Source organism: Rhodococcus sp. NPDC004095 (assembly GCF_053604015.1).
This window is the reverse complement of record NZ_JBSGGS010000010.1, coordinates 32,287-56,876: the sequence shown is the minus strand read 5'-3', so window position 1 is coordinate 56,876 and position 24,590 is coordinate 32,287. Positions and strand designations below refer to the sequence as shown.

The 24,590-nt window shown below is 70.6% G+C and carries 16 protein-coding genes and 1 pseudogene; 8 read left to right on the top strand and 9 right to left on the bottom strand.

Annotation, left to right across the window (positions count from 1 at the left end; genetic code table 11):
- Nucleotides 1–25 precede the first annotated feature (25 nt).
- Entirely contained in the window at nucleotides 26–1,024 is a 999-nt protein-coding gene (locus ACWEPG_RS19705) for an HAD family hydrolase (RefSeq protein WP_450115772.1), read from the bottom strand.
- 13 nt (nucleotides 1,025–1,037) lie between these two features.
- On the bottom strand, nucleotides 1,038–3,395 hold the full coding sequence (locus tag ACWEPG_RS19700; RefSeq protein WP_450115773.1) for an arylsulfatase: 2,358 nt from the start codon (nucleotides 3,393–3,395) through the stop codon (nucleotides 1,038–1,040).
- Between the two features lie 173 nt (nucleotides 3,396–3,568).
- On the opposite strand from ACWEPG_RS19700, the gene ACWEPG_RS19695 reads away from it, so the two are divergent.
- On the top strand, nucleotides 3,569–4,507 hold the full coding sequence (locus tag ACWEPG_RS19695; RefSeq protein WP_450115774.1) for an exodeoxyribonuclease III: 939 nt from the start codon (nucleotides 3,569–3,571) through the stop codon (nucleotides 4,505–4,507).
- A 74-nt stretch (nucleotides 4,508–4,581) separates the two neighbouring features.
- Here ACWEPG_RS19695 and ACWEPG_RS19690 read toward each other — a convergent pair whose 3' ends face one another.
- Complete coding sequence (locus tag ACWEPG_RS19690; RefSeq protein ID WP_450115775.1) at nucleotides 4,582–4,875, bottom strand: WhiB family transcriptional regulator; 294 nt, start codon at nucleotides 4,873–4,875, stop codon at nucleotides 4,582–4,584.
- A gap of 501 nt (nucleotides 4,876–5,376) precedes the next feature.
- Nucleotides 5,377–7,566 carry an ATP-dependent DNA helicase UvrD2 gene (locus ACWEPG_RS19685; RefSeq protein WP_450115776.1) on the bottom strand — a complete coding sequence of 730 codons (2,190 nt, stop codon included), beginning with the start codon at nucleotides 7,564–7,566 and terminating at the stop codon, nucleotides 5,377–5,379.
- Between the two features lie 132 nt (nucleotides 7,567–7,698).
- On the opposite strand from ACWEPG_RS19685, the gene ACWEPG_RS19680 reads away from it, so the two are divergent.
- On the top strand, nucleotides 7,699–7,956 hold the full coding sequence (locus ACWEPG_RS19680) for a mycoredoxin (RefSeq protein ID WP_450115777.1): 258 nt from the start codon (nucleotides 7,699–7,701) through the stop codon (nucleotides 7,954–7,956).
- A gap of 151 nt (nucleotides 7,957–8,107) precedes the next feature.
- Here the strand turns inward: ACWEPG_RS19680 and nudC are convergent, their stop codons facing one another.
- Entirely contained in the window at nucleotides 8,108–8,989 is an 882-nt protein-coding gene (gene nudC / locus ACWEPG_RS19675) for an NAD(+) diphosphatase (RefSeq protein WP_450115811.1), read from the bottom strand.
- Nucleotides 8,990–9,251: 262 nt separating this feature from the next.
- Here nudC and ACWEPG_RS19670 point away from each other — a divergent pair, with 262 nt between their 5' ends.
- Nucleotides 9,252–10,541, top strand: a complete 1,290-nt coding sequence (locus ACWEPG_RS19670; protein ID WP_450115778.1) for an MFS transporter — start codon at nucleotides 9,252–9,254, stop codon at nucleotides 10,539–10,541.
- Nucleotides 10,542–10,721: 180 nt separating this feature from the next.
- On the opposite strand, the gene ACWEPG_RS19665 is transcribed toward ACWEPG_RS19670, so the two are convergent.
- Complete coding sequence (locus tag ACWEPG_RS19665; protein WP_450115779.1) at nucleotides 10,722–11,783, bottom strand: potassium channel family protein; 1,062 nt, start codon at nucleotides 11,781–11,783, stop codon at nucleotides 10,722–10,724.
- A 207-nt stretch (nucleotides 11,784–11,990) separates the two neighbouring features.
- Between ACWEPG_RS19665 and ACWEPG_RS19660 the strand changes: the two genes are divergently transcribed.
- Complete coding sequence (locus ACWEPG_RS19660; RefSeq protein WP_450115780.1) at nucleotides 11,991–12,362, top strand: DoxX family protein; 372 nt, start codon at nucleotides 11,991–11,993, stop codon at nucleotides 12,360–12,362.
- On the opposite strand, the gene ACWEPG_RS19655 is transcribed toward ACWEPG_RS19660, so the two are convergent.
- On the bottom strand, nucleotides 12,306–15,722 hold the full coding sequence (locus ACWEPG_RS19655) for an ATP-dependent helicase (RefSeq protein ID WP_450115781.1): 3,417 nt from the start codon (nucleotides 15,720–15,722) through the stop codon (nucleotides 12,306–12,308). The two genes, ACWEPG_RS19660 and ACWEPG_RS19655, sit on opposite strands and share 57 nt — an antisense overlap.
- A complete protein-coding gene (locus ACWEPG_RS19650; protein WP_450115782.1) occupies nucleotides 15,719–18,994 on the bottom strand; it encodes an ATP-dependent helicase in 3,276 nt (1,091 codons plus the stop codon). Before ACWEPG_RS19650 ends, ACWEPG_RS19655 begins: the two co-directional genes overlap by 4 nt.
- A gap of 243 nt (nucleotides 18,995–19,237) precedes the next feature.
- Between ACWEPG_RS19650 and ACWEPG_RS19645 the strand changes: the two genes are divergently transcribed.
- The 4 genes from ACWEPG_RS19645 to murJ are packed head-to-tail and all read left to right on the top strand — an operon-like array spanning nucleotide 19,238 to nucleotide 22,422.
- Nucleotides 19,238–20,023, top strand: a complete 786-nt coding sequence (locus tag ACWEPG_RS19645; protein ID WP_450115812.1) for an alpha/beta fold hydrolase — start codon at nucleotides 19,238–19,240, stop codon at nucleotides 20,021–20,023.
- Nucleotides 20,024–20,329, top strand: coding sequence for an MGMT family protein (locus tag ACWEPG_RS19640; RefSeq protein WP_450115783.1), 306 nt, complete (start codon nucleotides 20,024–20,026; stop codon nucleotides 20,327–20,329).
- A gap of 36 nt (nucleotides 20,330–20,365) precedes the next feature.
- A complete protein-coding gene (locus ACWEPG_RS19635) occupies nucleotides 20,366–21,028 on the top strand; it encodes a lysophospholipid acyltransferase family protein (protein WP_452595073.1) in 663 nt (220 codons plus the stop codon).
- Nucleotides 20,941–22,422: a murein biosynthesis integral membrane protein MurJ gene (gene murJ, locus ACWEPG_RS19630; RefSeq protein ID WP_452595072.1), complete on the top strand. Its 1,482-nt coding sequence runs from the start codon at nucleotides 20,941–20,943 to the stop codon at nucleotides 22,420–22,422. Before ACWEPG_RS19635 ends, murJ begins: the two co-directional genes overlap by 88 nt.
- Nucleotides 22,423–22,571: 149 nt before the next feature.
- Here murJ and ACWEPG_RS19625 read toward each other — a convergent pair.
- A pseudogene (locus ACWEPG_RS19625) lies at nucleotides 22,572–24,488 on the bottom strand (thioesterase domain-containing protein); the annotation flags it as partial.
- Nucleotides 24,489–24,590: the final 102 nt, after the last annotated feature.

The following is a 24,590-nucleotide window of genomic DNA, read 5'->3' as shown; positions in this document are numbered from 1 at the left end:
GGGCGGTCTCCGGTTGTCGCTGCGCCTACCCTCGTCGGTCGAACACGGTCGCCCAGTCGTCCTTGATGCTGACGGCGGTCCAGTCCCTGGTGCCTGCGAGGTCGATCGCCTGTTCGGCGCCTTCCCGGTAGTCGAACTCACGGGTTGAGTCGTCGTGGACCACCAGCAGTTGCAGCGAGGGCCGGTCCGGCTGCTCGGAGAACCGCAGCATCGGGATGTCGCCGTTGCTGTTCCCGGCCGCCAGCAGGGGCCGTCGGCCGACGCGGCTCCAGATCCGGATCGGCTTCTCGGGACCGTCGACCAGCACGTCCAACTCGGGTTGGTGGATCAGCGCGCCGCCAGGGCCGTCGCCGCTCCAGGTCAGTGAGGCGCTGCTTCCGATGACCCGTTGGCGGGGCACCCCGTACACGTCCTGACTGATCGGCCGCATGAAGTCGCGGCCGCCGCCGGAGACGATGTAGTTGCGGAACCCGTGGGCGTCGAGGTAGCCGAGCAACTCGATCATCGGCGAGTAGCCGCACGTCAGGTAGGTACGACCGAGGGTGGGATGGTCGGTGGTGCGGAGGAATCGGTCGGCCTGGGTTTCGAAGTCCTCCACCGTGATGTCGGCGAACGCCGTCAGTACCCCGACGGCGAACACCTTCACCCCGCTGTCGTCGCCGCGGTAGTGGTCGGTGAGGACGCCGGTCAGCCAGCCGTAGTCGCGGGCGCAGGCGGCCTGCCAGGGCTGGCGGCTACGCAGCGAGGGATCCTGCTCTGCCATGGCGACGAGGCGACGCAGGATGAAGTCGAGCTGGATGGGCATCGGCTTCTCGCACCACAGCGTGCCGTCGTTGTCGAAGACCGCGATCCGCTCCTCGATCGGGACGGCGGAACCCTCGGCGGTCACGGATCGGACGAAGCCGAGGATGGCCCGCTTGGTGGCGCCCTCCCGCCAGCTCGGGAGCGGATCTCCGCTCCCGAGCCGGCGGGACTCCCCCTGCGGCGAGCCCGCAGCGGGTGCGGCCGGCGCCGCGTCCGTCATGGTGACGCCCCCGTCATTCACGGGAGAGCATCGCGACCGCCTCGCGTTCGAGGTCGACGTACGGTTCGCCGCTGACATCGATCGCCACCCGGTCCAGGGTCCCGCCGGTGAACGCCCACGGTGCGGTGCCCGGGTAGTCGTCGGTGACCGTCTCCCCGGTGCTGCGACCCACCGTGAGACCCTCGCCGGCGATGCCGAACTTTCCGGGCTGGGTCCGGATCCGGCCCTCGCCGACCTGGCGGTCGCCGTAGTAGAGGCGCAGCACCCCGTGAGCCGTGCCGGGCGGGTCCTCGCCCTCCTTGTCGAACGACGCGGCCAAGACCAGTTTCTCCCCGGTCGGCAAGTCCTCGGTCGCACTGATGCGCTGCTCCTCGCTGCCGAGGAAGTTGTACACGTAGTGCAGCCGGTTGTCCTTGACGTACAGGGCATGCCCGCCGAACCGGCTGCCGTGCGAGAGCAGCACCCCGGCAGCTCCCGGTCCGGGCAGATCGACCAGGGCCCCGATCGAGTAGGACCGGTTGCGGATGTTGACCGCGACCGACTCGGGCACCTCGGCACCCCCGCCCCGATACACGTAGCGGTTCCGGGGCGCCGCGAGCTGCGGACGCGGGGTGGTGAGAATCTCGACGGCCGAGCGGTCGTCGAGCGGGAACGCCCGGTTGGCGCCTGCCTCGTGGAACCACAGGCCGACGAGTTCGGCGAGCTTGCCGGGCTCCTCGGCGGCGAGGTCGCGCAGCTCGGCCCGATCCACGTCGGTGTGGTACAGCTCCCAGGTGTCGTCGGGGAAATGACTCCACCCACTGATCGCCGGATGGGTGGTGACGGCCTTCCACCCGTCATGCCAGATCCCCCGGGTGCCGAGCATCGAATAGAACTGGGTGTGCTTCGCCGTCGGGATGGTCTTCGCGTCGAAGCTGTAGCGCATGCTCACACCCTGCAACGGATGCTGCGTGTAACCCTTGATCGCGTCGGGCAGTTCGAGGCCGAGACAGTCCAGCACGGTCGGCACCAGGTCGATGGCGTGGTGGTACTGGTCTCGGGTCTCACCGCGGGCGGCGATGTTCGCCGGCCACGAGATGATGCACGGATCGCAGGTACCGCCGTTGAACGAGTACCGCTTCCACATCTTGAACGGGGTGTTGAACGCCATCGCCCACCCGTTGGGGTAGTGGTTGTAGGTCTTGGTGCCGCCCAGCTCGTCCAGCTTCTCGAGGTTCTCGGCCAGGTCGTCGGGCACACCGTTGGCGATCTTGTTCTCGTTGACCGAGCCGTTGGGACCGCCCTCACCGCTGGCACCGTTGTCGGCGACCAGCATGATCAGCGTGTCGTCGAGCTGGCCGATCTCCTCGAGATAGTCCAGCATTCGACCGATCTGGTCGTCGCAGTGCGACAGGAAACCGGCATACACCTCGGCCATCCGGGCGAACAGCCGCTGCTCGTCGGCGGACAGGGTGTCCCAGGGCCGCGTGTAGTCCAACGGGGGGAACGGCTGCCCGTCGGGACCGGTCCGTCCGTCGGGGGTGCCGATCGGGTTCAGCGGCGGCAACTCGGTGTTCTCCGGGACCAGACCCAGTTCCTTCTGCCGGGCGAGGGTGCGCTCGCGGATCGCCTCGTATCCCTCGTCGAACCTGCCGCGATACCGGTCCGCCCACTCCTGCGGAACATGGTGTGGGGCATGGGCGCAGCCGGGGGCGTAGTACAGGAACACCGGCCGGTCCGGCGCGATCGCCTTGACGTCGTCGATGTACTCGATGGCCTTGTCGGTGATGTCGACGCTGAAGTGGTAGCCCTGCTCCGGGGTGGCAGGCTGCTCGACGGTGTGGTTGTCGTGCACGAGGTTCGGGTACCACTGGTTGGTCTCGGCACCGAGGAAGCCGTAGAAGCGGTCGAAGCCGCGGCCGGTCGGCCAGTGCCGTTTGCTGGACGCCATGTTCATCTCGTCCTCGGCGCACAGATGCCACTTGCCGACCATCGCGGTGCTGAAACCGTGATCGACCAGGATCTCGGCGAGGGTGGCGCATTCGGGTGGGATGTGACCGTTCGCGCCGGGGAAGCCAACAGCTGCCTCGCTGATGCACGCCATACCGTTGGTGGTGTGATTGCGGCCCGTCAGCAGGCAGGATCGGGTCGGTGAGCACAGGGCGGTGGTGTGCCACTGGCCGTACCGCAGCCCGTTCGCCGCGATCCGATCGATGTTCGGTGTCTCGATCGGGCCGCCGTAGCAGCCCAGGGCACCGAACCCGACGTCGTCGAGAACGATGTAGAGCACGTTCGGCACACCTGGCGGGGCCTTCGGCTGCTCGTACGGTCCCCAGTCCGGGACCGAGTCACGAATGTCGAGATTGACGACGCCTCGGAATGGTTTGGCCATGATGTCGGCTCCTCATCGGGGTCCCCTCTTCCAGCCAAGCACGATCGGTCCGACGATCGCTAGAGTCGACACGAGACCGGTATTCGCGAACCCGGACACGCAATTCCGGGTCGACACACCGCGCAGCCGCCATCCGGGTGACCGCCTGGCGCGGCTGCATACACTGGGCGACCGTGCGGATCGCGACCTTCAACATCAACGGAATCCGGGCCGCGCAGCGTCGCGGTTTCGAGGAGTGGCTGGCCGAGCGGGAACCCGACGTGGTCGCGTTGCAGGAGGTGCGCGCACGCGCGGCGGCGATTCCCCCCGGAGTCTTCGGTTCCTGTCACCTCGCCTACGACGAGGGCGTGCTGGCCGGACGCAATGGCGTCGCGGTCCTGACGCGGCACGCTCCCGTCGCGGTGCGGACGTGGAGCGGCACGGCCCTGGTACGGGCACCCGGCGAAGTCCACACCGACACGACCGAACTCGACCCGGTGCCGCTGGCCCGGGGACTACGGGAGTTCGCCCCGCAGGGCCGGTACGTCGAGGTCGACCTCGCCGACGCGCCGATCACCGTCGCGTCGCTGTACCTGCCGAAGGGGGGCCTGCCCGCGCATCTCCAGAAGCCGGGGCGGATGCGGGAGGCACCGGACGGCGGTGCGCGTTACGAACGCAAGATGCGTTTTCTCGACGGGTTCGCGCGCCAGCTGACGCGCTCGCGTCTGGACGCGCGTGCCCGCGGCCGGGAACTGCTGCTGATGGGTGATCTCAACATCGCGCACACCCGCCACGACGTGCGGAACTGGCGGCGCAGCAACCAGGCCGAGGGATTCCTCCCCGAGGAACGGGAGTGGTTCGGCTCCATCCTGTCGCCCCGCACGCTGGTCGACGTCGTCCGCAGCCACCATCCCGACACCGACGGCCCGTACTCGTGGTGGTCGTGGCTGGGGCAGTCGTTCGCCAACGACACGGGGTGGCGTATCGACTACCACCTCGCGACGCCCGGGCTCGCGCGGGCGGCCGTCGCCGCGGGCACCGACCGCGAGCCGAGCGCGGACCGCCGGATGAGTGACCACGCACCGGTCGTCGTCGACTACCAGCTCGATTCGCTCGGCCCCACCCCCGGCTGAAGGGCACCTTCGTGCGCCTGAAGCGTACAAAGGTGCCCTTGAGCCGAACGGCGGTGCGGCGGTGCGGCGCCGCCTCAGGCGCAGACGGCGACCTTGCGGGGACGGCCGCGGGGGCGCTTGCGGGCGATCACGACGCCGTGGTCGAGGATCTCTCCGCCCCACACACCCCACGGCTCGGCGCGGTCGAGGGCCGCGCTCAGGCAGCGCGCCCGAACCGGGCACTGTGCGCAGAGGGACTTGGCCGTTTCCAGTTCGGCGGGGGTCTCCCCGAACCAGAGGTCGGGATTGTCGGCACGGCAAGGCAATTCGCGCTGCACCGGCCCGGTGATGGTGGGTTCGGTGATGGTGCGGACTGTCGCGGTGGACACGTCGTGCTCCTTACGGACTCGTCGATGGGTTCGGGGTGCGAACCGGTGACCTGTCCTGGAGCGTCGTCCCCTTCCGGGGAGGTACTCGAAAACACGAATGGCCACGGTCCGCTGGGGCGTCCGTGGCCGGGGAGGAGATTGCTACCGAGTGTGGTCTCGGTGTGCGATCCGGGGCACGGACGACAGGGCTGCTGCATGTGTGCGACGGCGGACGACGCGCTTCGGCGCCTCCGCCCACATGGCGGCGGGCAAGTGAGCGGCGCCGCCGACAAGAACGGACGACGCGTATCCCTGCGCGCTGCTGTTCCGATCGATCATGGTTCCGATCACCTCCCTCTCCTGTGTGCGACCGCTGTCGTTCGTGCGACAACTGTCGTTCGTGCTATCCCGTCGATGCGCGAGCATCGCAGGCCGGCCGTGACGGCAGGCCGAAAGCCCGCAACGTCGAAAACCAGGGTAAGCGGTACCGCCGGAACCGCACAACCCATTTTTGACCTGCGGTTATGCGCCCTCGATGAGGGTCGGCTGCGCGACGGAGAGCGGATCCTCCCCGCGCACCACCGCCAGGACGTCGGCGCCGAACCGTTCCAGTTTCTTCGCGCCGATCCCCGGGATCGCGACCAGTGCACGGTCGTCACTGGGCTGTTGCTCGGCGATCGCGGTGAGGGTGGTGTCACTGAAGACGACGTACGCGGGCACCTTCAGTTCCTTCGCCTTCTCCAGCCGCCACGTCTTGAGCGAGGCGAACAACGCGGCGTCGATGTTCGACGGGCAGGTCTCACAGCGGCCGAGCATCGTCGCAGCCGTGCCGAGGAGTTGTTTTCCGCAGACCCGGCAGCGGGGCCGCTTCTTCTGCGCGACGGGTGCCGCGATCCGGGAGGCCGGCGAATCCTCCGGAACGAGGTCGTACAGGAACCTCGACCGGCGGCGTGAGCGGCGTCCACCCGCCGTTCGGGACAACGCCCACGACAGCTGCAGGTGCTCGCGGGCACGGGTGACCCCGACGTACAGCAGCCGGCGCTCCTCCTCGACCGCCGCCTCGTCGGGCGGAGTCGACTTGTCGCCCAACGCATGCTGGATCGGCAGGGTGCCGTCGGTGAGCCCGACCAGGAACACCGCGTCCCATTCGAGACCCTTCGCGGCGTGCAACGACGCCAGCGTCACGCCCTGGACGGTCGGAGGGTGCCGGGACTCGGCGCGGGCGGCGAGGTCGCGTAGCAGCCCGGCCAGGTCGAGGTCGGGCTGGTGAACGAGCAGCTCCTCCGTCAACGTGACGAGCGCGGTGAGCGACGACCACTTCTCTCGGGCCTGCGCACCGGCGGGCTCGGTGTCGGTCAGGCCCATCGGCACGAGCACGGCCCGCACCAGTGTCACCAGAGCCTGGCCGCGGTCCGCGCCGTCCGGCAGGTCCTCGCGGGATGCGGTCTGCCGCAACGCGCCGACGGCCTGCCGGACCTCCGGCCGGGTGAAGAACCCCTCGCCACCTCGGACCTGGAACGGGATGCCGAGTTCGGTGAGCGCCTGCTCGTGCGCCTCCGACTGCGCATTGATCCGGTACAGCACCGCGATCTCCGCGGCGGGCACTCCGGAGTCGATCAGCTTCTTCACCGACCGCGCGACCGCCGCGGCCTCCGCGGGCTCGTCGTCGAACTCGGCGAACGTCGGCGCCGGGCCGGGCGGGCGCTGGCCGATCAGTTGCAGCCGGGTGCCTGCGATCCGCCCGCGTGCGGCCCCGATGACCTGGTTCGCCAGCGAGACCACCTCGGGCGTGGACCGGTAGTCGCGTTCGAGACGGACGACCGTCGCGTCCGGGAACCGCCTGGAGAAGTCCAGCAGGTAGCGCGGCGACGCTCCGGTGAACGAGTAGATGGTCTGGTTGGCGTCGCCGACGACGGTCAGGTCGTCGCGTTCGCCGAGCCAGGCGTCGAGGACCCGCTGTTGCAGCGGCGTGACGTCCTGGTACTCGTCGACGACGAAGCAGCGGTAGCGGTCCCGGAACTCCTGCGCCACCGCGGTGTGTTCCTCGAGGGCGCCTGCGGTGTGCAGGAGGAGGTCGTCGAAGTCGAGGAGCATCGTGTCGCCGCGGACCTTGAGCGACTCGTACGCGGCGTACACGTCGGCCACCTTCGCCGCGTCGGCCGGGGGCTCGCGGCGCATCCGGGCCGCGGCGGCCGGGTAGTCCTCCGGCGCGACCAGCGACGCCTTCGACCACTCGATCTCCCCGGCCAGGTCCCGCACGCTCTCGGTGTTGGTCGGCAATCCCACGCGGTTCGCCGCCTGCGCGACGATCGCGAACTTGCGGTCCACCAGCTCCCACTGGGTGTCGCCGATCACCTGCGGCCAGAAGTACCGCAACTGCCGCAGCGCCGCGGCGTGGAAGGTACGGGCCTGCACCTGGTTGGCGCCCTCGCCGATGCCGAGGGTGCGCAGCCGGCCACGCATCTCGCCCGCGGCTCGCGCGGTGAACGTCACGGCGAGGACCTGACCGGCCGCGACGTGACCGTCCGCGACCAGCCGGGCGATCCGGTGCGTGATGGTGCGGGTCTTGCCGGTGCCCGCACCCGCGAGGACGCAGACGGGACCGCGCGGCGCGAGGACGGCGGCGGATTGCTGCGGGTCCAGGCCCTCGACGTTGTCACCGGTGACGTTGTCTCGGGAATCCTGGGCGCGCGCTGACATGGACTCCATCATGACAGGGCGGTCCGACAGCCTGATGCGCCTGCGCCGCATGTGAGTGTTTTTCACCCTCGTTGGGGTGAAGATCACTCACCGGCGGCGACGCGGCACGGAACAATTCGCCGCGACCGTGGTGTTATAAGCCGCGTGACCGCAACCGAGACCGCCCCCGCCCTGACCATGTACTCGACCACCTGGTGCGGGTACTGCCGCCGGCTCAAGAAGCAGCTGGACGAGAACGGCATCAGCTACGTCGAGATCGACATCGAGGACGATCCCGCCTCGGCCGAGTTCGTCGGCAGCGTCAACGGCGGCAACCACGTCGTCCCGACCGTGAAGTTCGCGGACGGCAGCACGGCCACCAACCCCAGCCTCGCCGAGGTGAAGAAGGTCCTCGGCGTCTGAGCCGGACCGCACGACGGCCGCCCCCCGGGAGGAGGCGGCCGTCGCCGTGTGTCCGCCGCGCAGGCGGAGCCGGCTACTTGGCCACGCCGGCGGAGCCGGCTATTTCGCCGCGCAGGCGGAGCCGGCTACTTGGCCGCGCCGGCGGAGCCGGCTACTTGGCCCACGCCTCGAGCATGCCGCGGGCGATGGAGACCGAGCCGGGGACCAGTAGCGGCGCCTCCGCGGGCGACGACCAGTCCCCCAGCGCGAGCGCGTCGCGCACCTCGTCGCGACCGAACCAGCGGGCCTCCGCGATCTCCCCGTCGGCGAAGATCAGCGGCGCATCGGGATCCGCAACCGCCGAGAAGCCGATCATCACCGACCGCGGGAACGGCCACGGCTGACTACCGAGGTATCGGATGTCGTGAACCGTCACCCCGACCTCCTCCGCGATTTCCCGCGCCACACACGACTCCAGCGATTCCCCGGCCTCCACGAACCCGGCCAGCACCGAGAACCGCCGCTCGGGCCAGGTTCCGTTGCGCGCCAGCAGCACCCGATCGGCGCCGTCGTGCACCAGGCAGATCACGGCCGGGTCGGTGCGCGGGAACTCCTCGTGGCCGGTGCTGCTGCTGAGCCGTGACCAGCCGGCCATCGTCGGCGTGGTCGTCGCCCCGTCGATTGCGCTGAATCCGGCGGCGGCGTGCCAGTTCAGCACCGCGACCGCGGTGGTCAGCAGGCCCGCACTGGAATCGTCGAGTCGGTGCCCGATCATGCGGAGGTCGGCGAGTTCGCCGGTCATCGCAGGCACGCGCACCGCCCACAGGTGACGGCCCTCGCGTCGGCCGAGGAACACCGCGCCCGAGACGGGTTCGTCACCGAGCGAGATGGCCGGTTCGAGCACCAGGTCCGTTCCGTCGACACGCGCCTGTCCGCGATGGTTGATCCGCAACACCAGCGCCTCCGCCCATCCGGCGCGCAACGCGTCGGTGTCGGAACGCAATTCCTCCGCCCGATCGAGCGCCGAGCGCGACAGCAACGGGACCTCGGTCATCACGAAATCAGCCACGCACCCACATTAGGTGGACACGGCGCGGACGTCGGCAGCAGGCGCGTGGAGAGGCGGTGGCGAGCAGCGGAACCGCGCGTCGCCCCCGGGCGGATTCTCCGTCGCCGACATTGCGGTCGAACTTGCCGCCGGTGGCATGCGCGAACGTTCCGTTAGACTCGGCGGGTTGCTTCAGGGTTCGGCACGGCGGGAGGCAGGGACGCCGCGCGTGGTTTCTCCATGGAGAAAACCGTCCGAAAAGGTGCGGATGACCCACAACTCGAACCCTTCCCACTTCCGTGCCATGCACGATCTCGTCGGAACCGCGTACTTCCCGATATCGGCGTTGGCTCGACTGCCGCTGTCGATGCTGGTCATGGGTGTTCTCACCTATGTCGTCGCGTCGTCGTCCGATTTCGCCGCAGCCGGCATCGCCGCGGCCGCAACGGGTGTCGGTGTCGCTGTCGGCGCACCACTGTCCGGGGTGGCATCCGATCGCTGGGGCCAACGGTTGACCCTCCTCGTCGCGACCGTGGCCTATGCGGCGGCCGTCATCGCAGTGCTCGCCACCGGGGCAACCGGCGGTGATGCTCACACCGTGTCACCGCCTCTGCTCGTCGCGGCGGTCGCCGCCGGCATCGTGGTGCCGCAGTGTGGTCCGATGACCCGAGTGCGCTGGATCCGGGGGCTGTCCGAACGCGGTTCGGAGCGGGCCGTGGCGGAAGCGCAGGGCTACGAAGGCACGATCGACGAACTCGGCTTCGTCCTCGGTCCCGCGGCCGTTGGCATCATCGCCTCGATTTTCGGCCCCGCAGCACCGCTCTATGTGATCGTCGCGCTCACCGCGATCGTGGTCCCCTGGTTTGCGCTGCACCCCAGCGCCGACTTCGCGGCTCCCGTGACGAGGAGCGGCCCGACCGCCGATCGGGAACTCGGCGACCAGCCGGTCCCGGTGCCGTGGAGCCTGGTTTCGGTTCTCCTCGCCGGCATGGTGGGTGTCGGAACGATTTTCGGCTCGCTGGCCACCACGACCGCGGTCTTCGCCGACGAGACCGGGCATCCGGGGAGCGGCGGGCTCATCTATGCGGCACTCGGATTGACGTCCGGCGCAGCTGCATTGAGCGTGTCTCGGTGGAGTCATCGTCTGACCGCGTCGACGCGGTGGCTTGCGTGTGCCGTCGTGCTGGTCCCTGCGCTGGCCTTGCTGTGGCTGCCGGGTGTTCCGTGGCAGATGGCGGTCGTCCTGCTGCTGATCGGCGCCCCGATCGGCCCGATCCTCGTGACGCTGTTCAAGGTTGCGGGCGACCGGACACCCGCGCGGCGGCTCGGCTTCGTCATGACCCTGCTCAGCGCCGGCATCACCCTGGGCACCGCGGTCGGCAACTGGTTCGGTGGGGAGGTCGCCGACTCGGGTGGCCATTCGGCCGCGATCTCGGTGGCGGTCGGGGCGGGCCTGGCGGTGCTCGCGTGCGCCGTGGTGTTCGCGACCGGTCGGTTCATGTCGGAGAAGCGCCCCGTGCCATCTGCGCCACAGGGAATTCTCGAGCCGTTGGGCTGACCCGAACCCGGCCCTGCGCACCGACGTTCACCGAACGGCGGGCGCCCGGACCGTCTGCCTCGACTCGATCCGACACCGCCGGGCCATTTTCAGGTCATCCCGGCGGTCTCCCACCATCGAGGCGGACAACTGCCGGTGGGCCGGAATCGGCGCGCGGTGCGCGGGTACGCGCGACCGGGATCAGACGCGGCGAATGTAGAGGAGTCGGTCGGTCGCCTCGACCGCGTCCACCTCGGGCGCGCCGACCCGCACGAGGTGCCCGTCGCGCACCACGGCGAGGACGATGTCGGACAGGTGCCGCGGCGAGCCGCCGACCTCGTCGGGTTCGACCTCTCGTTCGGCGATGGCGAACCCGGCCTCCGGCGTGAGCAGGTCCTCGATCATCTCCACGACCGTCGGGGTCGTCCGCGCGATGCCGAGCAGGCGGCCCGCGGTCTCGGAGGAGACCACCACCGAGTCGGCACCGGATTGCCGCAGCAGGTGAGCGTTGTCGGTCTCCCGGATCGCGGCGACGATCTTCGCCTTCGGACCGACCTCGCGCGCGGTCAACGTCACGAGTACGGCGGTGTCGTCGCGGTTCGCCGCGACGATCACCGACGCCGCGTTCTGCACGCCGGCGAGGCGCAGCACGTCCGACTTGGTGGCGTCGCCGAGCACGGTCACCAGGCCGAGCCCGGCCGCCGTGTCCAGCACCACCTGGTCGGTGTCCACGACCACGATGTCGGACGGCTTGATGCCGTCACCGAGCATCGCGTCGACCGCGGTCCGACCCTTCGTGCCGTAGCCGACGACGACGGTGTGATTGCGCATGCTCTGCCTCCAACGCTGAATCTTGTATGCCTGTCGCGACCGTTCGGTGAGCGCCGCCAAGGTCGTGCTGATCAGGATGATCAGGAACAGCACCCGCAGTGGGGTGATGAGGAGGACGTTGGTCAGCCGCGCGCTCGGGGACAGTGGCGTCACGTCACCGTATCCGGTGGTCGACAGCGAGACCGTCGCGTAGTAGATGCAGTCGAGCAGCGACAGCGGGTTCTCCTGCGCGTCCTTGTACCCGTCGCGGTCGATGTACACGACGGCGACGGCGAGTGCCAGCACCGCAGCGGCCATCATCAGGCGCCGGAAGATCAGCTGGGAGGGACTGCGCACCGCCTCCGGGATCCGCAACACACCGACCAGCGCGTAGTCGGGCCGCTCGGTGAGGTTCTCCTGGACGCGCAGTCGCTGGCGCAACTTACCGGCCATGGTTGGTACTCCAGTTCGCATACATCGGCAGGGAGCCTAACCCTCGCCACCGGCGGATCGCGCGCGGCCACGCGGTCAGTCTTCCGACCCGCCCGCGCCCGGGCCCCGCACCCGACTCCGCGACCACACGGCCCCCATCTCCCCGGCCACGACACCGTCACCTCCCCAGCCCTGGCGTGTTCCACCGCGGTGGGCCAGGGTGGAGCCGTGCCCATCTCCCCCGCCCCCGCCCTCGCCTCGCTGCTGCTCGGTTCCGGTGCGCTGCATTTCGCCACCCCGAAACCGTTCGATGCGATCGTCCCGCGCCTGCTGCCGGGGCGCGCCCGCACCTACACCCAGGTCTCCGGCGCCGCCGAACTCGCGATCGGGGCCACGCTGGCGGTGCCCCGCACCCGCCGGATCGGCGGCACCCTCGCGGCCGCCCTGTTCGTCGCCGTCTTCCCGGCCAACGTCCAGATGGCGGTCGACTGGCTACGCAGCGACAGGAAGTCGGTGCCGGCGAAGGCCGTCGCGGTGGCCCGGCTACCGCTGCAGATCCCGCTCGTCGTCGCCGCGCTGAAGGTGCGGCGCAAGGGCTGAGCCCGCCGTCGCCTCGGCGCCTGCGGTCTCGATCAGGCGCACCAGGTCGGCGGCGTCGGGCAGGTCCTCGGGTGCGATGGTGCGGCCGGTCCGCACGTAGTGGAACGCGGCCCGGACACGGGAGGGATCGACGGGGTCGCCGCCGCGGGCCAGCACCCGCGCCGACATCAGCTCCGCCCACGCGATCCGGTACGCCGCCAACTGCATTGCGACGGCATGCTCGTTCGCGGCGCTGGGTTCGGCGCCGGTCTTCCAGTCGATCACCGTCCACCCGCCGTCGGGGTCGGCGAACACCGCGTCGATCCGGCCGCGCACCACGGTGCCTGCGATGGAGGTCTCGAACGGCACCTCCACCTCGACGGGGCTGCGGTGCGCCCACCGCGACCGCAGGAATGCCTCCTGGAGTGCCTCGAGGTCACCGTCGGGGGCGCCGTCGGTGTCCGCGGCGCCGGGCAGCTCGTCCATGTCCAGTAGCCGGGTCGCCCCGAACCTGCGCTCGATCCAGGCGTGGAACGCGGTGCCCCGGCGTGCCAGCGGGTTCGGCGGGAACGGCAGCGGCCGGCGCAGGCGAGCGGCGAGCTCGTCGGGGGCCGCCGCGAGGTCCACCAGCTGGCTGACCGACATCTGGTTCGGCAGTGCCACCTCCGCCCGGGCCGCCGCCCGGGCCGCTCGCTCGGCGAGCAGCGCGTCCACGTCCGCGGCCCAGCCCTCCGGGTCCGGATTCTCGTCGGCGGCCTCGGGAGCCGCGGCCGGTTCGGTCGCCGACAGCGCGGCGAGCACCAGCTCCGACCCGTGATCGACCGCGGTACGCCTGTCCCCCAACGGGTCCTGCGGCCACTGCACGTTCACCGGGTCCGCGGTGAGCGGGTTCTCCACGTCCGGCTCGGGGTCGGGAGCCCAGTGCTCGACGATCCCGATCGGACGACCGGCCTCCGATGACATTTCGACCACCGCGCGCATCTCGGTCAGGAACTCCGACGGCCCCTTCGGCTTGCTGCCGGACTCGGACCAGTGGTACCCGGACAGATACAGCGCCCGTTCGGTGCGGGTGAGCGCCACGTAGAACAGCCGGCGGTCCTCCTCGAGCTTGCGCCGCCCGAGTGCCTCCTTGTGGGCGGTGAGCGCGTCCTCGAGATCCTTGCGGTCGCAGACGTTCTCCAGGTCCAGCACCGGCACCCCGTCGGACCCGTCACCGTCCTGGGCTCGGTCTCCGCGCAACTGCGGGGGCAGTTCGGCGACCGAGCCGAGCCAGGTGCCGGTCGCGGTGCCGGACGGGAACACCCCCTCGACCACGTGCGGGACGGCCACGACCTGCCATTCGAGCCCCTTCGCGGAGTGGACGGTCAGCACCTGCACCCGGTCCGGGGCGACCTCGACCTCGCCCGGGGCGAGTCCGTTCTCGACCGTCTCCGCCGCGGCGAGGAAGGCCAGCAGCCCGGTCAGGGTGGCGGACGGGTTGCGGCCGTAGCCGGCGACGGCGTCGGCGAACGCGTCGAGGTGTTCGCGCCCGGCGCCACCGGGGCCGGTCCACGGCAGCCGGGCCTGTGCCTCGATGCCGATGCCGAGCACCCGCTCCACCTCGGCGACGAGTTCGGTGAGCGGCTGCCCGATCCGTTCGCGCAGCGACGTCAGTTCCGCCGCGAGCGCGCCGATACGGGCGTGACCGAGGGGTGAATACCGTGACGGCGCCCCGGGATCGGCGATCGCGTCGGCCAGGCCTGCCTGCTCGGCGTACTCCCCGGGCAGCGCCGCGTCCAGGGCCTGGTCGAGGCTGGCGGCGTCGGTGACCGCACCTCCCGCGCCGCGCGCCGCGCCGACCGCGAGTTCCCGCGCCCGCCGCCACAGGGCCGCGAGGTCGGCGACGCCGAGTCGCCAGCGGGCACCGGTCAGGACGCGCACGGCCGCGCTGCCCGCGAGCGGGTCGGCGACCAGGCGGAGCATCGCGATCACATCCGCGACCTCGGGGACGTGCAGCAGGCCGCCGAGCCCGACCACCTCGACGGGCAGTCCCCTGCGGCGCAGTGCCGCGGCGATCGGCGCGGCGTCGGCGTTGCGACGGATCAGCACCGCCGCGGTCGGCGGCGCCTCGCCCCGGTTGGCGGCGTCGGCGTACTCGGCGGCGATCCGTTCGGCGATCCAGTCGCGTTCGCGGTCGACGTCCTCGTGGAGTGCGAGACGGATGTCGCCGGGCGCCACATCGGGTTTCGGACGCAGTTCCGGCACCGGCACCCCGAGTTCGCGCAGACACGCCGAGGCGGCGTTGGCGAGTTCGAGTGCCTCCGAAGGGTTTCGCCAACTGGTCAGCAACTCGAGGCGTGGCGCGGGCCGCCCGTCCGGCAGCGGGAAGTCGGTCGCGAAGCGGGGCAGGTTCGCGGCCGACGCACCCCGCCAGCCGTAGATGGACTGCATCGGGTCGCCGACGGCGGTCAGCGCGAGGGAACCGTCCTCGCCGCCACCGAACAGCGACGACAGCAGCACGCGCTGCGCGTGCCCGGTGTCCTGGTACTCGTCGAGCAGCACCACCCGGAACCGCTCCCGTTCGGAGCAGCCGACCTCGGGATGTTCGGCGGCGACGCGGGCGGCGAGGGACATCTGGCTGCCGAAGTCGAGGGCGCCCTCGCGGCGCAGCGCGTCGGAGACCCGCTGTACCAGCGGCAGCAGCGCCACCCGCTCGTGCTGGGTCTCGAGCAGGTCGAGCAGGTCCTTCTTCGGCCCGCCGCGCTGCCGTGGCCCGGCGGGCAACGTGTGGATCAGCTTGTCGAGCTCGGTGTGGGCCTCCCGCAGGTCGTCGGGTTCGACAAGGTGTTCGGCGAGCTGCCCGGACAACGCGAGCACCGCCTCGGTGAGCGAGGTGGGGTTGCGGTCGGTGTCGAGGTCGCCGTCGTAGGCGCTGACGACTCGGTGCGCGAGCTGCCACAGCGCGGTCTCGGACAGCAGTTCGGCGGACGGTTCCATCGGCAGCAGCAACCCGTGCTCGGTGAGCAGCCGGCCCGCGTAGGAGTGGTAGGTGCTGACCTCCGGTTCCCCGGTGAGGATGCGGCCGCGCAGTTCCTCGCTCAGCCCCAGCACGCCGACCACCTCGGGATGCGCGAGGCGCGCGAGGCGTTTGCGGATCCGGGAGGTCAACTGCTGTGCGGCTTTTCGCGTGAAGGTCAGGCCGAGCACCTGTTCCGGGTCGACGAGTCCGTTGGCGACGAGCCACACCACGCGCGCGGCCATCGTCTCGGTCTTTCCCGCGCCCGCGCCTGCGACGACCAGGGTCGGGCCGAGCGGCGCGGCGATCACCGCGGCCTGCTCCGGGGTCGGCGGGAACTGCCCGAGTGCGGCGGCCACCGCCGCGGGCGAGATCCGGGCGCTCACGACTGGGTCACCTGCCGTCCCTCCTCCTGGGCCGGGCAGCTCCCGATCACCGGGCAGTGCCGGCACCCGTCGTTCGGCCGTGCCCAGTATCCGGGGCCCTGGGTCGCCGCCGCTGCCGCGTGCACCACGTCGAGCCACTGTTCCTCGGTTTCCTCGGTCAGCGGTTCCTGCAGTCGCTGGGTGGCGCCGTCCTTGCGGTTCGCCTTGGCCACGAAGACCAGTCGCGCGCCGCCGGGCTGCGCGGCGGGCTCGCCGTCGATCGCGCCCCGCGCGGCTGCGAGCTGATAGGTGGCGAGCTGAGCGTGCTGCTGGGCGGTCTCCTTGCTGACCGGGGTGCGAGCGGTCTTGACGTCCACGACGACGGGGCGGCCGTCCGCGTCGCGTTCGAGCCGGTCGATCCGGCCGCGCAGCAGCACCGCCGGCTCCCCCTCCACGCGGGCCTCGAGCACCCCGTCGACTGCGACCTCCACACCGACCTCGGTCAGTTCACCGCGGGTGCGCCGCAGCCACTCGGAGAACGAGTCGATCATCTGCGCGGTCCGGTCCATCTCGCGGCGCGAATACCACTGCGATCCCAGATCGACTGCGTCCCACGCGGTCGCGAGGGCCCGGCGCACCTGGTCGGGTGGCATCTTCCCGGCCACCGCCTGCACCAGGGTGTGCACGAGGGTGCCGGTGACGGCGTGCGTGTTCTCCCCGTCGCTGCCGCCGTGGCGTTCGAGCGCCCATCGCAGCGGGCACGCGTCGAGTTGCTCGATCGTGGACGGGGACAACGGGACCGGGCCGTCCTCGGGCCGCCACAGCGGCTCGGTGGTGCTGGGGTCGGCCACCCCGTACCAGTGTTCGGGGTGGGCGCCGCGCACCCCGGCGCGGGCGAGCCGGGCGAGCTGGGTTGCCGCGCGGTGCTGCTTGTCGGGATCGGTGTCGGCGAGCTCCGGGTCGCACACCACGCGGCGCAGTTCCGCGATCAAGGACGGCAGCGCCAGCACCCGGCTCGGCAGGGCGGGTGCCAGGTCGGCGGCCGAGTCGCCGAGTTCCTCGTCGGCGCCGAGCAGCTCGTCGACGAACCGGGACGGTTCCAGGTCGGCGTCGCCGGTGGCCGCGCGCACCGCCGTCACGAGAAGGGTGCGACGGGCGCGACTGCACGCCAGCAGGAACAGCCGGCGTTCCTCGGCCAGCAGCGGCGCCGTCCGCGACAGCGTGGTCTCGCCGGGGTCGGCGACGCCTGCGGTCAGGTCGACGAGGGCCTCGGTACCGAGCAGGGTGCCGCGGGCGCGCAGCCCCGGCCACAATCCCTCCTGGACGCCGGCGACCACGACGACGTCCCACTCCCGGCCCGCCGCGGCGTGCGCACTGAGCACCGACACGGCCTCCGGCCCCGCCGCCGCGGACCGCGGGTCGGACGGGATCTCCTGGTCGGCAAGGTAGTCCACGAACCCGGCGAGGCTGGCCCGGGGCAGTCGGTCGACATAGTTGGCGGCCGCGTCGAACAGCGCGACCACGGCGTCCAGGTCGCGGTCGGCCTGCGCACCGATCGGGCCGCCGCGCACGGACGCCGCCGACCACCGCTTCTCCAGTCCGGTCGCCTGCCAGCACGACCACAGCACGAACTCGACGCCACGGCCCTCGCGGTACGCCTTCCTGGACCGGGACAGCACGGTCAAGGTGCGGCGCAGGGCGCCGAATTCGCCGTCGGTCAGCTTGTCGACCACCTGCTGGTGTTCCTGCTCGCCCTCGACGATCAGGGCGCGCAGGAGTTCCGCGGAATCCCGCTCGCCCCCGGCGGCAAGTTCCACGCGGCGCAGCCCACGGCGCAACCGACGCAGTGTGACCGGGTCCGCGCCGCCGACCGGCCCGGACACCAGCGCGAGCGCGTCCTCACCGGTGAACGGTCCGCCGGCGATCGCCCGCAGCGCGAGCAGCAGCCCGCCGACCGCATGCTGCCGCGCCAGTGGCAGTTCGGAGGCGGCGGTGGTGACCGGCACCCCGGCCGCGAGCAGCGACCGTCGCAGGGGCGCGAGCACCCGCGGTACCGAACGGACGATCACCGCCATCCGCGACCACGGCACGCCGTCGCGCAGGTGCGCACGCCGCAGGGTGTCGGCGATCAGGGCCGACTCCTTGCCCGCGGTCGCGAGGACGGCGACCGAGGCGTCGCCCGCCTCGTCCGTGACGGGCCGCGCTCCCCGGTGCGGCGGCAGCCCGGGAAGCCGGCCCGCGATGCGCGCGGTGACCGCGGAGATCTTCTGGGCGCTGCGGTGATTCGTGCGCAGCACCACCTGCCGGTCGCTGCCCGGATCGGCGAGGTCGGTCAGGTACCGGGCGTCGGCGCCGCGGAACCCGAACACCGCCTGGTCGGGATCGCCGGCCACCATCGCGAGGTCCGCGCCGCGTCCGAGCAGCCGCACGAGCTCGGCCGCCTGCGGGTCGAGGTGCTGGGCGTCGTCAACGAGCAGGCACCGGATCCGGGCGCGTTCGCGGTCCAGCAGGTCGGGGTCGGTGGCGAAGGCGGTCAGCGCGGCACCGACAAGTTCGGCGGCATCGAGCGCCGGCGCGGTGGCCTCCGGTGCCTCGACACCGACGGAACCGCGCAGCAGCATCACCTGCTCGTACCGGGTGACGAACGTGCCCGCCGCCACCCATTCGGGCCGGTCGTGCTCGCGCCCGAGCCGGATCAGGTCCTCGGGGCCGAGGCCGCGTTCCCCGGCGCGGAGCATCAGGTCGCGCAGCTGCGCCGCGAACCCGACCATCGGCAGCGCCGGGCGAAGCCGCTCGGGCCAGTAGTCCGCGCCGTCCTCCAGGTCGCCGCGCAGCAGCTCGCGCAGCACGGCGTCCTGCTCGGCACCGGTGATGAGCCGCGGTGGCGGGTTCGAGTGCGCAGCCGCCTGCAGTCGCAGCACCGCGAACGCGTACGAGTGCACCGTCCGCACCAACGGCTCGCGGGTGGCCCTCGACTCCCCCGCCCCGAGCAGTGCGGTGGTGATCTGCTCCCGCACCGCAGTCGCGGCCTTACGCGAATGCGTCAGTACGAGAACGGATTCCGGGTCGCCGTCCGGTCCACCGATCCGGGCGGCGGCGAGATCGACGATCAGGGACGTCTTGCCGGTACCCGGGCCGCCGAGCACCTGCCACGGCCGCCGGTCGCGGTTCCCGCGTGCCGAGGCCGCGGCGAGCAACGGGGCAACCTCCGGCCCCCAGGTGCGACGGTCCGGGGTACGCGCGACGCGCCGCACCAGGGTGGTGCCCGGCCGATCCGCCCGCTCGTCGCTCATGACGGGCATTCCATCACGGTCCACCGACAGCCCCGCGCGAGCGTCGTCCCACCGGCGCCGGCTCCGTCGGGCTGCACGTTGCCCACCGTTGACGCCGCCACCGGGCGGGCCCGGTCTACGAGTACCACCTGTTCGTGAACCCGAGTTGGTCGACGAGCACCGCTTCAGATCGGGCGTCGTGCACCTGCACTGTCGCGAACCGGCCTGAACCACGCCCGGCCCGCCCCCGCGCGGTCGGGCACAATAACTGCCGTGTCCGACCTGAAGATCCATCGTTTCGGCCCCGTCGGCGGGCCTCCGGTCCTCGCCCTGCACGGGCTGACGGGCCACGGCAAGAGGTGGCGACATCTGGCGGACGGGCACCTGCCGCGCGCCCGGATGATCGCGCCCGACCTGCGCGGGCACGGCCGGTCGACGTGGAGCCCTCCGTGGGGCCTCGCCGACCACGTCGACTCCCTGCTCGAGGTGCTGGCCGCCGAAACCACGGAACCGGTGGTCCTCGTCGGGCACTCGTACGGCGGCGCGGTCGCGGTACACCTGGCCGCCCGCGCACCGGAGAAGGTGCGGGCGCTGCTCCTGCTCGACCCGGCGATGGGTCTCGATCCCGCGAGGATGCTCGAGATCGCCGACCTGACCGTCCGCTACCCCGACTACACCGATGCCGCCGAGGCGCGGTCGGAGAAGGTGCACGGCGCCTGGGCCGACGTCGCGGAGGGCGTGCTCGACGAGGAGATGGCCGAACACCTGATCACGCTCGACAACGGGCGCGTCGGCTGGCGATACGCGGTGCCCGCGGTCGTGGCGTCGTGGGGTGAGCTGGCCCGGCCGATGGTGCTCCCACCCGCGGACCTGCCGACGGTGCTGGTTCAGGCGATGCGGGTGCAGCCGCCGTACGTGACGCCCGCGTTCCGCGCCGCCCTCGCCGAGCGCCTCGGCGACCGGCTGACGGTGGTGGAGATGGACGTCGACCACATGGTCGCCAACTCGCGGCCCGCCGAGGTGGCCGCACTGATCGAGAAGCTGTTGTAGATGGCCGCGACCACCGAGGAGCAGGTCGAACGCGTCCGGGACCTGGTCGCGGCGATCCCTGCCGGGCGGGTCGCCACCTACGGGGACATCGCCGCGGTGGCCGGCCTCACGAGCCCGCGGACGGTCGGCTGGATCATGCGCACCGACAGCTCGGACCTGCCGTGGCACCGGGTGGTGCCCGCCTCCGGTCGTCCCGCCCCGCACCTCGCGGCACGGCAGCTGGAACGTCTTGCCGCCGAAGATGTTCCGATCCACGACGGGCGGATCGATCTCGGCGCCGCCCGGCACCGGTTCCGAATCGGGTAGCCGACACCGAACCGGTGGCCACAGGCTCGGGTCCGGGTGGATCACCGTGACGCTGGCGGCGAGAAGGCGGTCACGTTCCTGGCGAAGACCGAGTACTGCAACGGGGACGGCTTCAACGGTCGTGTTCGACGGTGGTTCTTCGCTGCCTTGGGTCAGATCCCGGTCGATCGACGGGGGCGGGGGCGTCACCGGCGCTCGAGGCCGCGGCCCGGATCATCGAGCGAGGAGGAGCACCCAGAGGGGACACGATCGCCCGATGGTCGTCTCCATCGAGGGCGCACGGGCACTGTCCGCATCGCGATGGACACCGGTGTCCCCCTCGTGCCGGTGAGGATCACGGGAACCCGACCCGATCCCTGTGTGCCGTGGTGGTGCCGCAGGGTTGGGGTCGAGATCCTCGAACCGTCGGAGCTGGCACCTTTTCGGAACGCAGGTGGGGACGGCGGACGCGCAGCCACGGATGCGGGCAACCCTCGCCGGCTCACGTGGTCGTGCACGATGGTCGGATGGCAGTTTCTCAGAGCGGGTTTGCGCGCGCGACCGGTGCTGTCGCATTGGCAACCGCGGCCAGTCGAGCGACAGGGTTTCTCCGCACCCTTGCGTTGGCTGCCGTGTTGGGAACAGCGGCGGTCGGCGATGCCTACAACGGCGGGAACAGCATGCCGAACATGGTGTACGAGCTTCTTCTCGGCGGCGTGATGAGCAGCGTCTTCATCCCGGTGTTTGCGCGTGCGCGGCTCCGTGGTCGAACGTACTCGCGGATCTTCACGCAGCGTCTACTGCTGGCAACGGTTCTCGCGGCCGCGGTCATCACCGTCCTGGCGGTGGCGTGCGCGCCGTTGCTGGTCGCCGCGCTGGTGTCCGATGCGGAGCAGTCGCAATTGGCGACGGTGCTGGCGTACCTGTTGTTGCCGGAAATCTTCTTCTACGCGGTCGCCGCGACCGTGACGGCCGTGCTGAACGTGCGTGACAGTTATGCGCCCGCGGCCTGGGCGCCGGTGGTCAACAATCTGATCGTGCTTACGACGGTCGGGATCTTCGCGGCGGTACCGGGACCTGTGACGTTGTTGCCGTCAACGATGACCACTACCCAAGTTCTGATTCTGGGTGTCGGAACCACGATCGGTATCGTGGGACAGGCCATCTGGACGGTGGCTGCGTTGCGACGTACCGGATTCCGGTGGAGTTGGCGGGTGCGGCCGGTGCCGTACACATGGCGACCGGTCCGCGCCGGCACGAGACTGGCCGGGTGGGTACTGCTGTACGTCGCGATCAGTCAGGCGGGGGTCGCGCTCGTGCTCGGTGTGGCGTTCAGTCACGGCGGTGTCTCCACCTACACGTACGCCGACCTGCTGTTCCAGGTGCCGTACGGGATCCTCGGAGTGTCCCTGCTGACCGTGCTCATGCCACGCATTTCCCAAGCGGTAGCTGTCGGGGACCGCGACGCGGTGGTCGCCGACATGGGCCGCGCTGCCCGGTACTCGGTGGTCGCGCTCGTCCCCGCCGCGGTCGCGATGACCCTCCTCGGTCCGATGCTGACCACGGTGATTTTCGTCGGCCGCGTCGATGTGGACGCCGCACGCCTCATCGGTGTCGCGCTCGCACTGTCGGCATTCGGATTGCCCCCGTTCGCGTTGGTCATGCTGCAACTGCGTGTCTTCTACGCGGGCGGTGACATGCGCGCACCCGCAGTGATCAACGCCGGCATGGTGGCCGCGAAGATCGCAGTCGTCGCCCTCGCCGTCGCAATGCTCCCGGACAAGGCGATCGTGGTGATGCTCCCGGTCGCGAGTTCACTGTCCTACCTCGTGGGTGCCATCAGCGGACACCTGGTCCTACGTCGCCGTTACGGGCTGCTCGGCTTCCACATCGTGCTCGGGACATTCGCGCGGGTGCTTTGGGCGTCGATCGCCACCGGAGTGGTCTGCCTCCTTCTTGTCGGGCTGTCGCACCACCTGCTCGGTAACCCACGGCAGGCCGCTGCTGCAGCCCTGACGGCGGTGGTCGTCTTCGGGGTTCCCACATTCCTCATTGCGGCAAAGAAGATCGGCATCCCAGAGGTGCGCAACGCTGCGGCTCTCTTGTCCAGTTGATCAACGAACACTGCTGGACAGATCGTGAACACAATCTGCTCGTCGAGTCCGAAACAAGCGCAGTTCAACTCGCACAGCACTCGCACAAGGCGCATCGCCACTTGGCGATTCCGGTCTCCCACGGCACATGGTGTGCAACTCCGCGAGGATCATGGACTGGGCAGCGTGCCTTCGATGGCGGCCAACTTGTTCGTCAGGTCGGCCCCCACCTTCCCGATGTACGGCTCGTCGATGATCTGGATGTGATCGCAGCCGACGTGGACGATCTCCAGGTTCTCCACGGCCTCGCCCCACCCGCCGTCGGGCTGACGGATCGCGAATGCCGGTTCGAGAGCGATCTGGTCGTCGAGGTAGGTCTCGGCCATGTAGAGCACGACGTCGCGGTCGTAGCTTTCGAGGTCGGTGGACGGGACCGCCCGGTTGTCGAGCCAGGACGTGCGCTGGTGTTCGATGATGCCGCTCGGGATCTTCGCCCCGCTCAGCTTGAGCAGGTCCATCAGGATCTTGATCTGCTCTTCGTCGCTACCGGCGGCAGCGAGTTGGTCGTACGGCAGCGGTGCATCGAAGTTGTAGGTCTTCTTCGCGAACGCGCCATACCTCTGCCAACGCGCCCGGATCTCCTCCGGGGTGTTCTCGACCTTCACCCCGGGCAGGACGGTGTCGATCAGGCCGACAAGCCGCACGTCGGCGCCTTCCCGGCGGAGTTGCTTCGCGACCGCGTACGCGAGGGCGCCACCGAAGGACCAGCCGCACAGCACATACGGGCCGTCACCTTGGATCGCGCGCAGCAACGGAACATACTCCTTCGCGCGCTCCTCGAGCGGGCCCTCGACGCGTTCGAGGCCGAACATCGGGGTGTGGTCGGGGAGCCGCTTGAGCAGCGGCTCGTATGCGACAGTCGAGCCGCCGGCGGGGTGGAAGACGAACACCGGCAAGGCGTTCGAGCCCTCGACGCGGGGGCGCAGCGTGCGGACGAGTCCGTCGATCTCGAGGCCGTCTTCGAGGTGCAGGCGCACGGTTTCGGCTAGCTGCTCGATGGTCTCGGAGTCGAGGACGTCGTCGACGCCGATCTCGCCGCCGGCACGTTCGGTGAGGCGGGCGGCCATCTTCTCGGCGGTGTCGGCGTCGAGGATCGGCAGGGTCGCGAAGATGCTCCTCGCGGACTTTCCGGTGACGACGGCCCAGGTCGCGAACGCCAGCCGTTCGGCTGCGTCACGCGGCGGCACGTCGATGTCGCCGGACTCGGGTGGCGCCCCGACCACACACTCCTCGGGGACCGCGACCGCCTCGGAGGCCTGTGCGGCTTCGCGTTCGGACTGCTGCTGCGCCGCGAGCGCTTTCACCTCCTCCCGGTTCTCGACTGCGTAGCGCAGGTAGGTCGCGACGTCGCGCAAGCTTGCGTCCTTCACCGCCGACAGTTGCAACTGTGGGATGTCGAACTCGTACTCGACGCGGTTCTTGATCCGCACCGCCATCAGCGAGTCCAAACCCAGCTCGATGAGGGGAATCTCGGTGGGCAGGTCCTCGAGTGCGTAGCCCATCGCCTCGGCAACGATGAGCGACAGCCGGCCCTCGAGGGGCTGCGTCCCCTCCGGGTCCCACCGTCCACCGAAGCTCTCGACCACCTCGGGAAGCTCCTCCACCGGCACTGCCGGCGCCGACACAGCCGAGATCGGCTTCGGAACCACTTCGCCCGAGGAGACGACGGCCTCACACAGCAGTGCGAATCCCGCCGCATTGACGATGCTCGAGGTGGTGTTCTCGGCGTTGCAGTGCACCTGGACTGCCGCCCCACCCGGGTGCCGCAGCATGATCACACTGAGGGCACCACTGGACGGCACATCGGCGTGAGCCACGATCGTTACCAGGTTGACCTGTGGAAGCACCTGCGCCGCAGCGGTTGTGACAAGGTCCTCGAAGCTGGAACCGGCTGATCCCGGCACCTCCCACGCGTGACGTCCATCCGGCAGTGCAACCCGCGCCCAGGAATGCCCCTGACCGTCCCGGTCCTCCGCCGCAAGCTGCGTACCCGTCATCCTGTCATTCCCTCCCGTGGCGCCCACCCGACCGGGGTGCAGCGTCAGCCAATTCCAGTGCCGGCAACAGAATCCGAACACTCCCCGCCTCGGATTCGAAGGCGACGATCATGACACACCCACCGACCTCGC

Bases quoted from the DNA above. Each gene is read 5' to 3' on its own strand.
- ACWEPG_RS19670 (WP_450115778.1), top strand. From the start codon at position 9,252: ATGACCCACAACTCGAACCCTTCCCACTTCCGTGCCATGCACGATCTC.
- ACWEPG_RS19685 (WP_450115776.1), bottom strand. From the start codon at position 7,566: ATGATGGAGTCCATGTCAGCGCGCGCCCAGGATTCCCGAGACAACGTC.
- ACWEPG_RS19640 (WP_450115783.1), top strand. From the start codon at position 20,024: ATGGCCGCGACCACCGAGGAGCAGGTCGAACGCGTCCGGGACCTGGTC.
- ACWEPG_RS19705 (WP_450115772.1), bottom strand. From the start codon at position 1,024: ATGACGGACGCGGCGCCGGCCGCACCCGCTGCGGGCTCGCCGCAGGGG.
- ACWEPG_RS19650 (WP_450115782.1), bottom strand. From the start codon at position 18,994: ATGAGCGACGAGCGGGCGGATCGGCCGGGCACCACCCTGGTGCGGCGC.
- nudC (WP_450115811.1), bottom strand. From the start codon at position 8,989: ATGACCGAGGTCCCGTTGCTGTCGCGCTCGGCGCTCGATCGGGCGGAG.
- ACWEPG_RS19700 (WP_450115773.1), bottom strand. From the start codon at position 3,395: ATGGCCAAACCATTCCGAGGCGTCGTCAATCTCGACATTCGTGACTCG.
- ACWEPG_RS19665 (WP_450115779.1), bottom strand. From the start codon at position 11,783: ATGGCCGGTAAGTTGCGCCAGCGACTGCGCGTCCAGGAGAACCTCACC.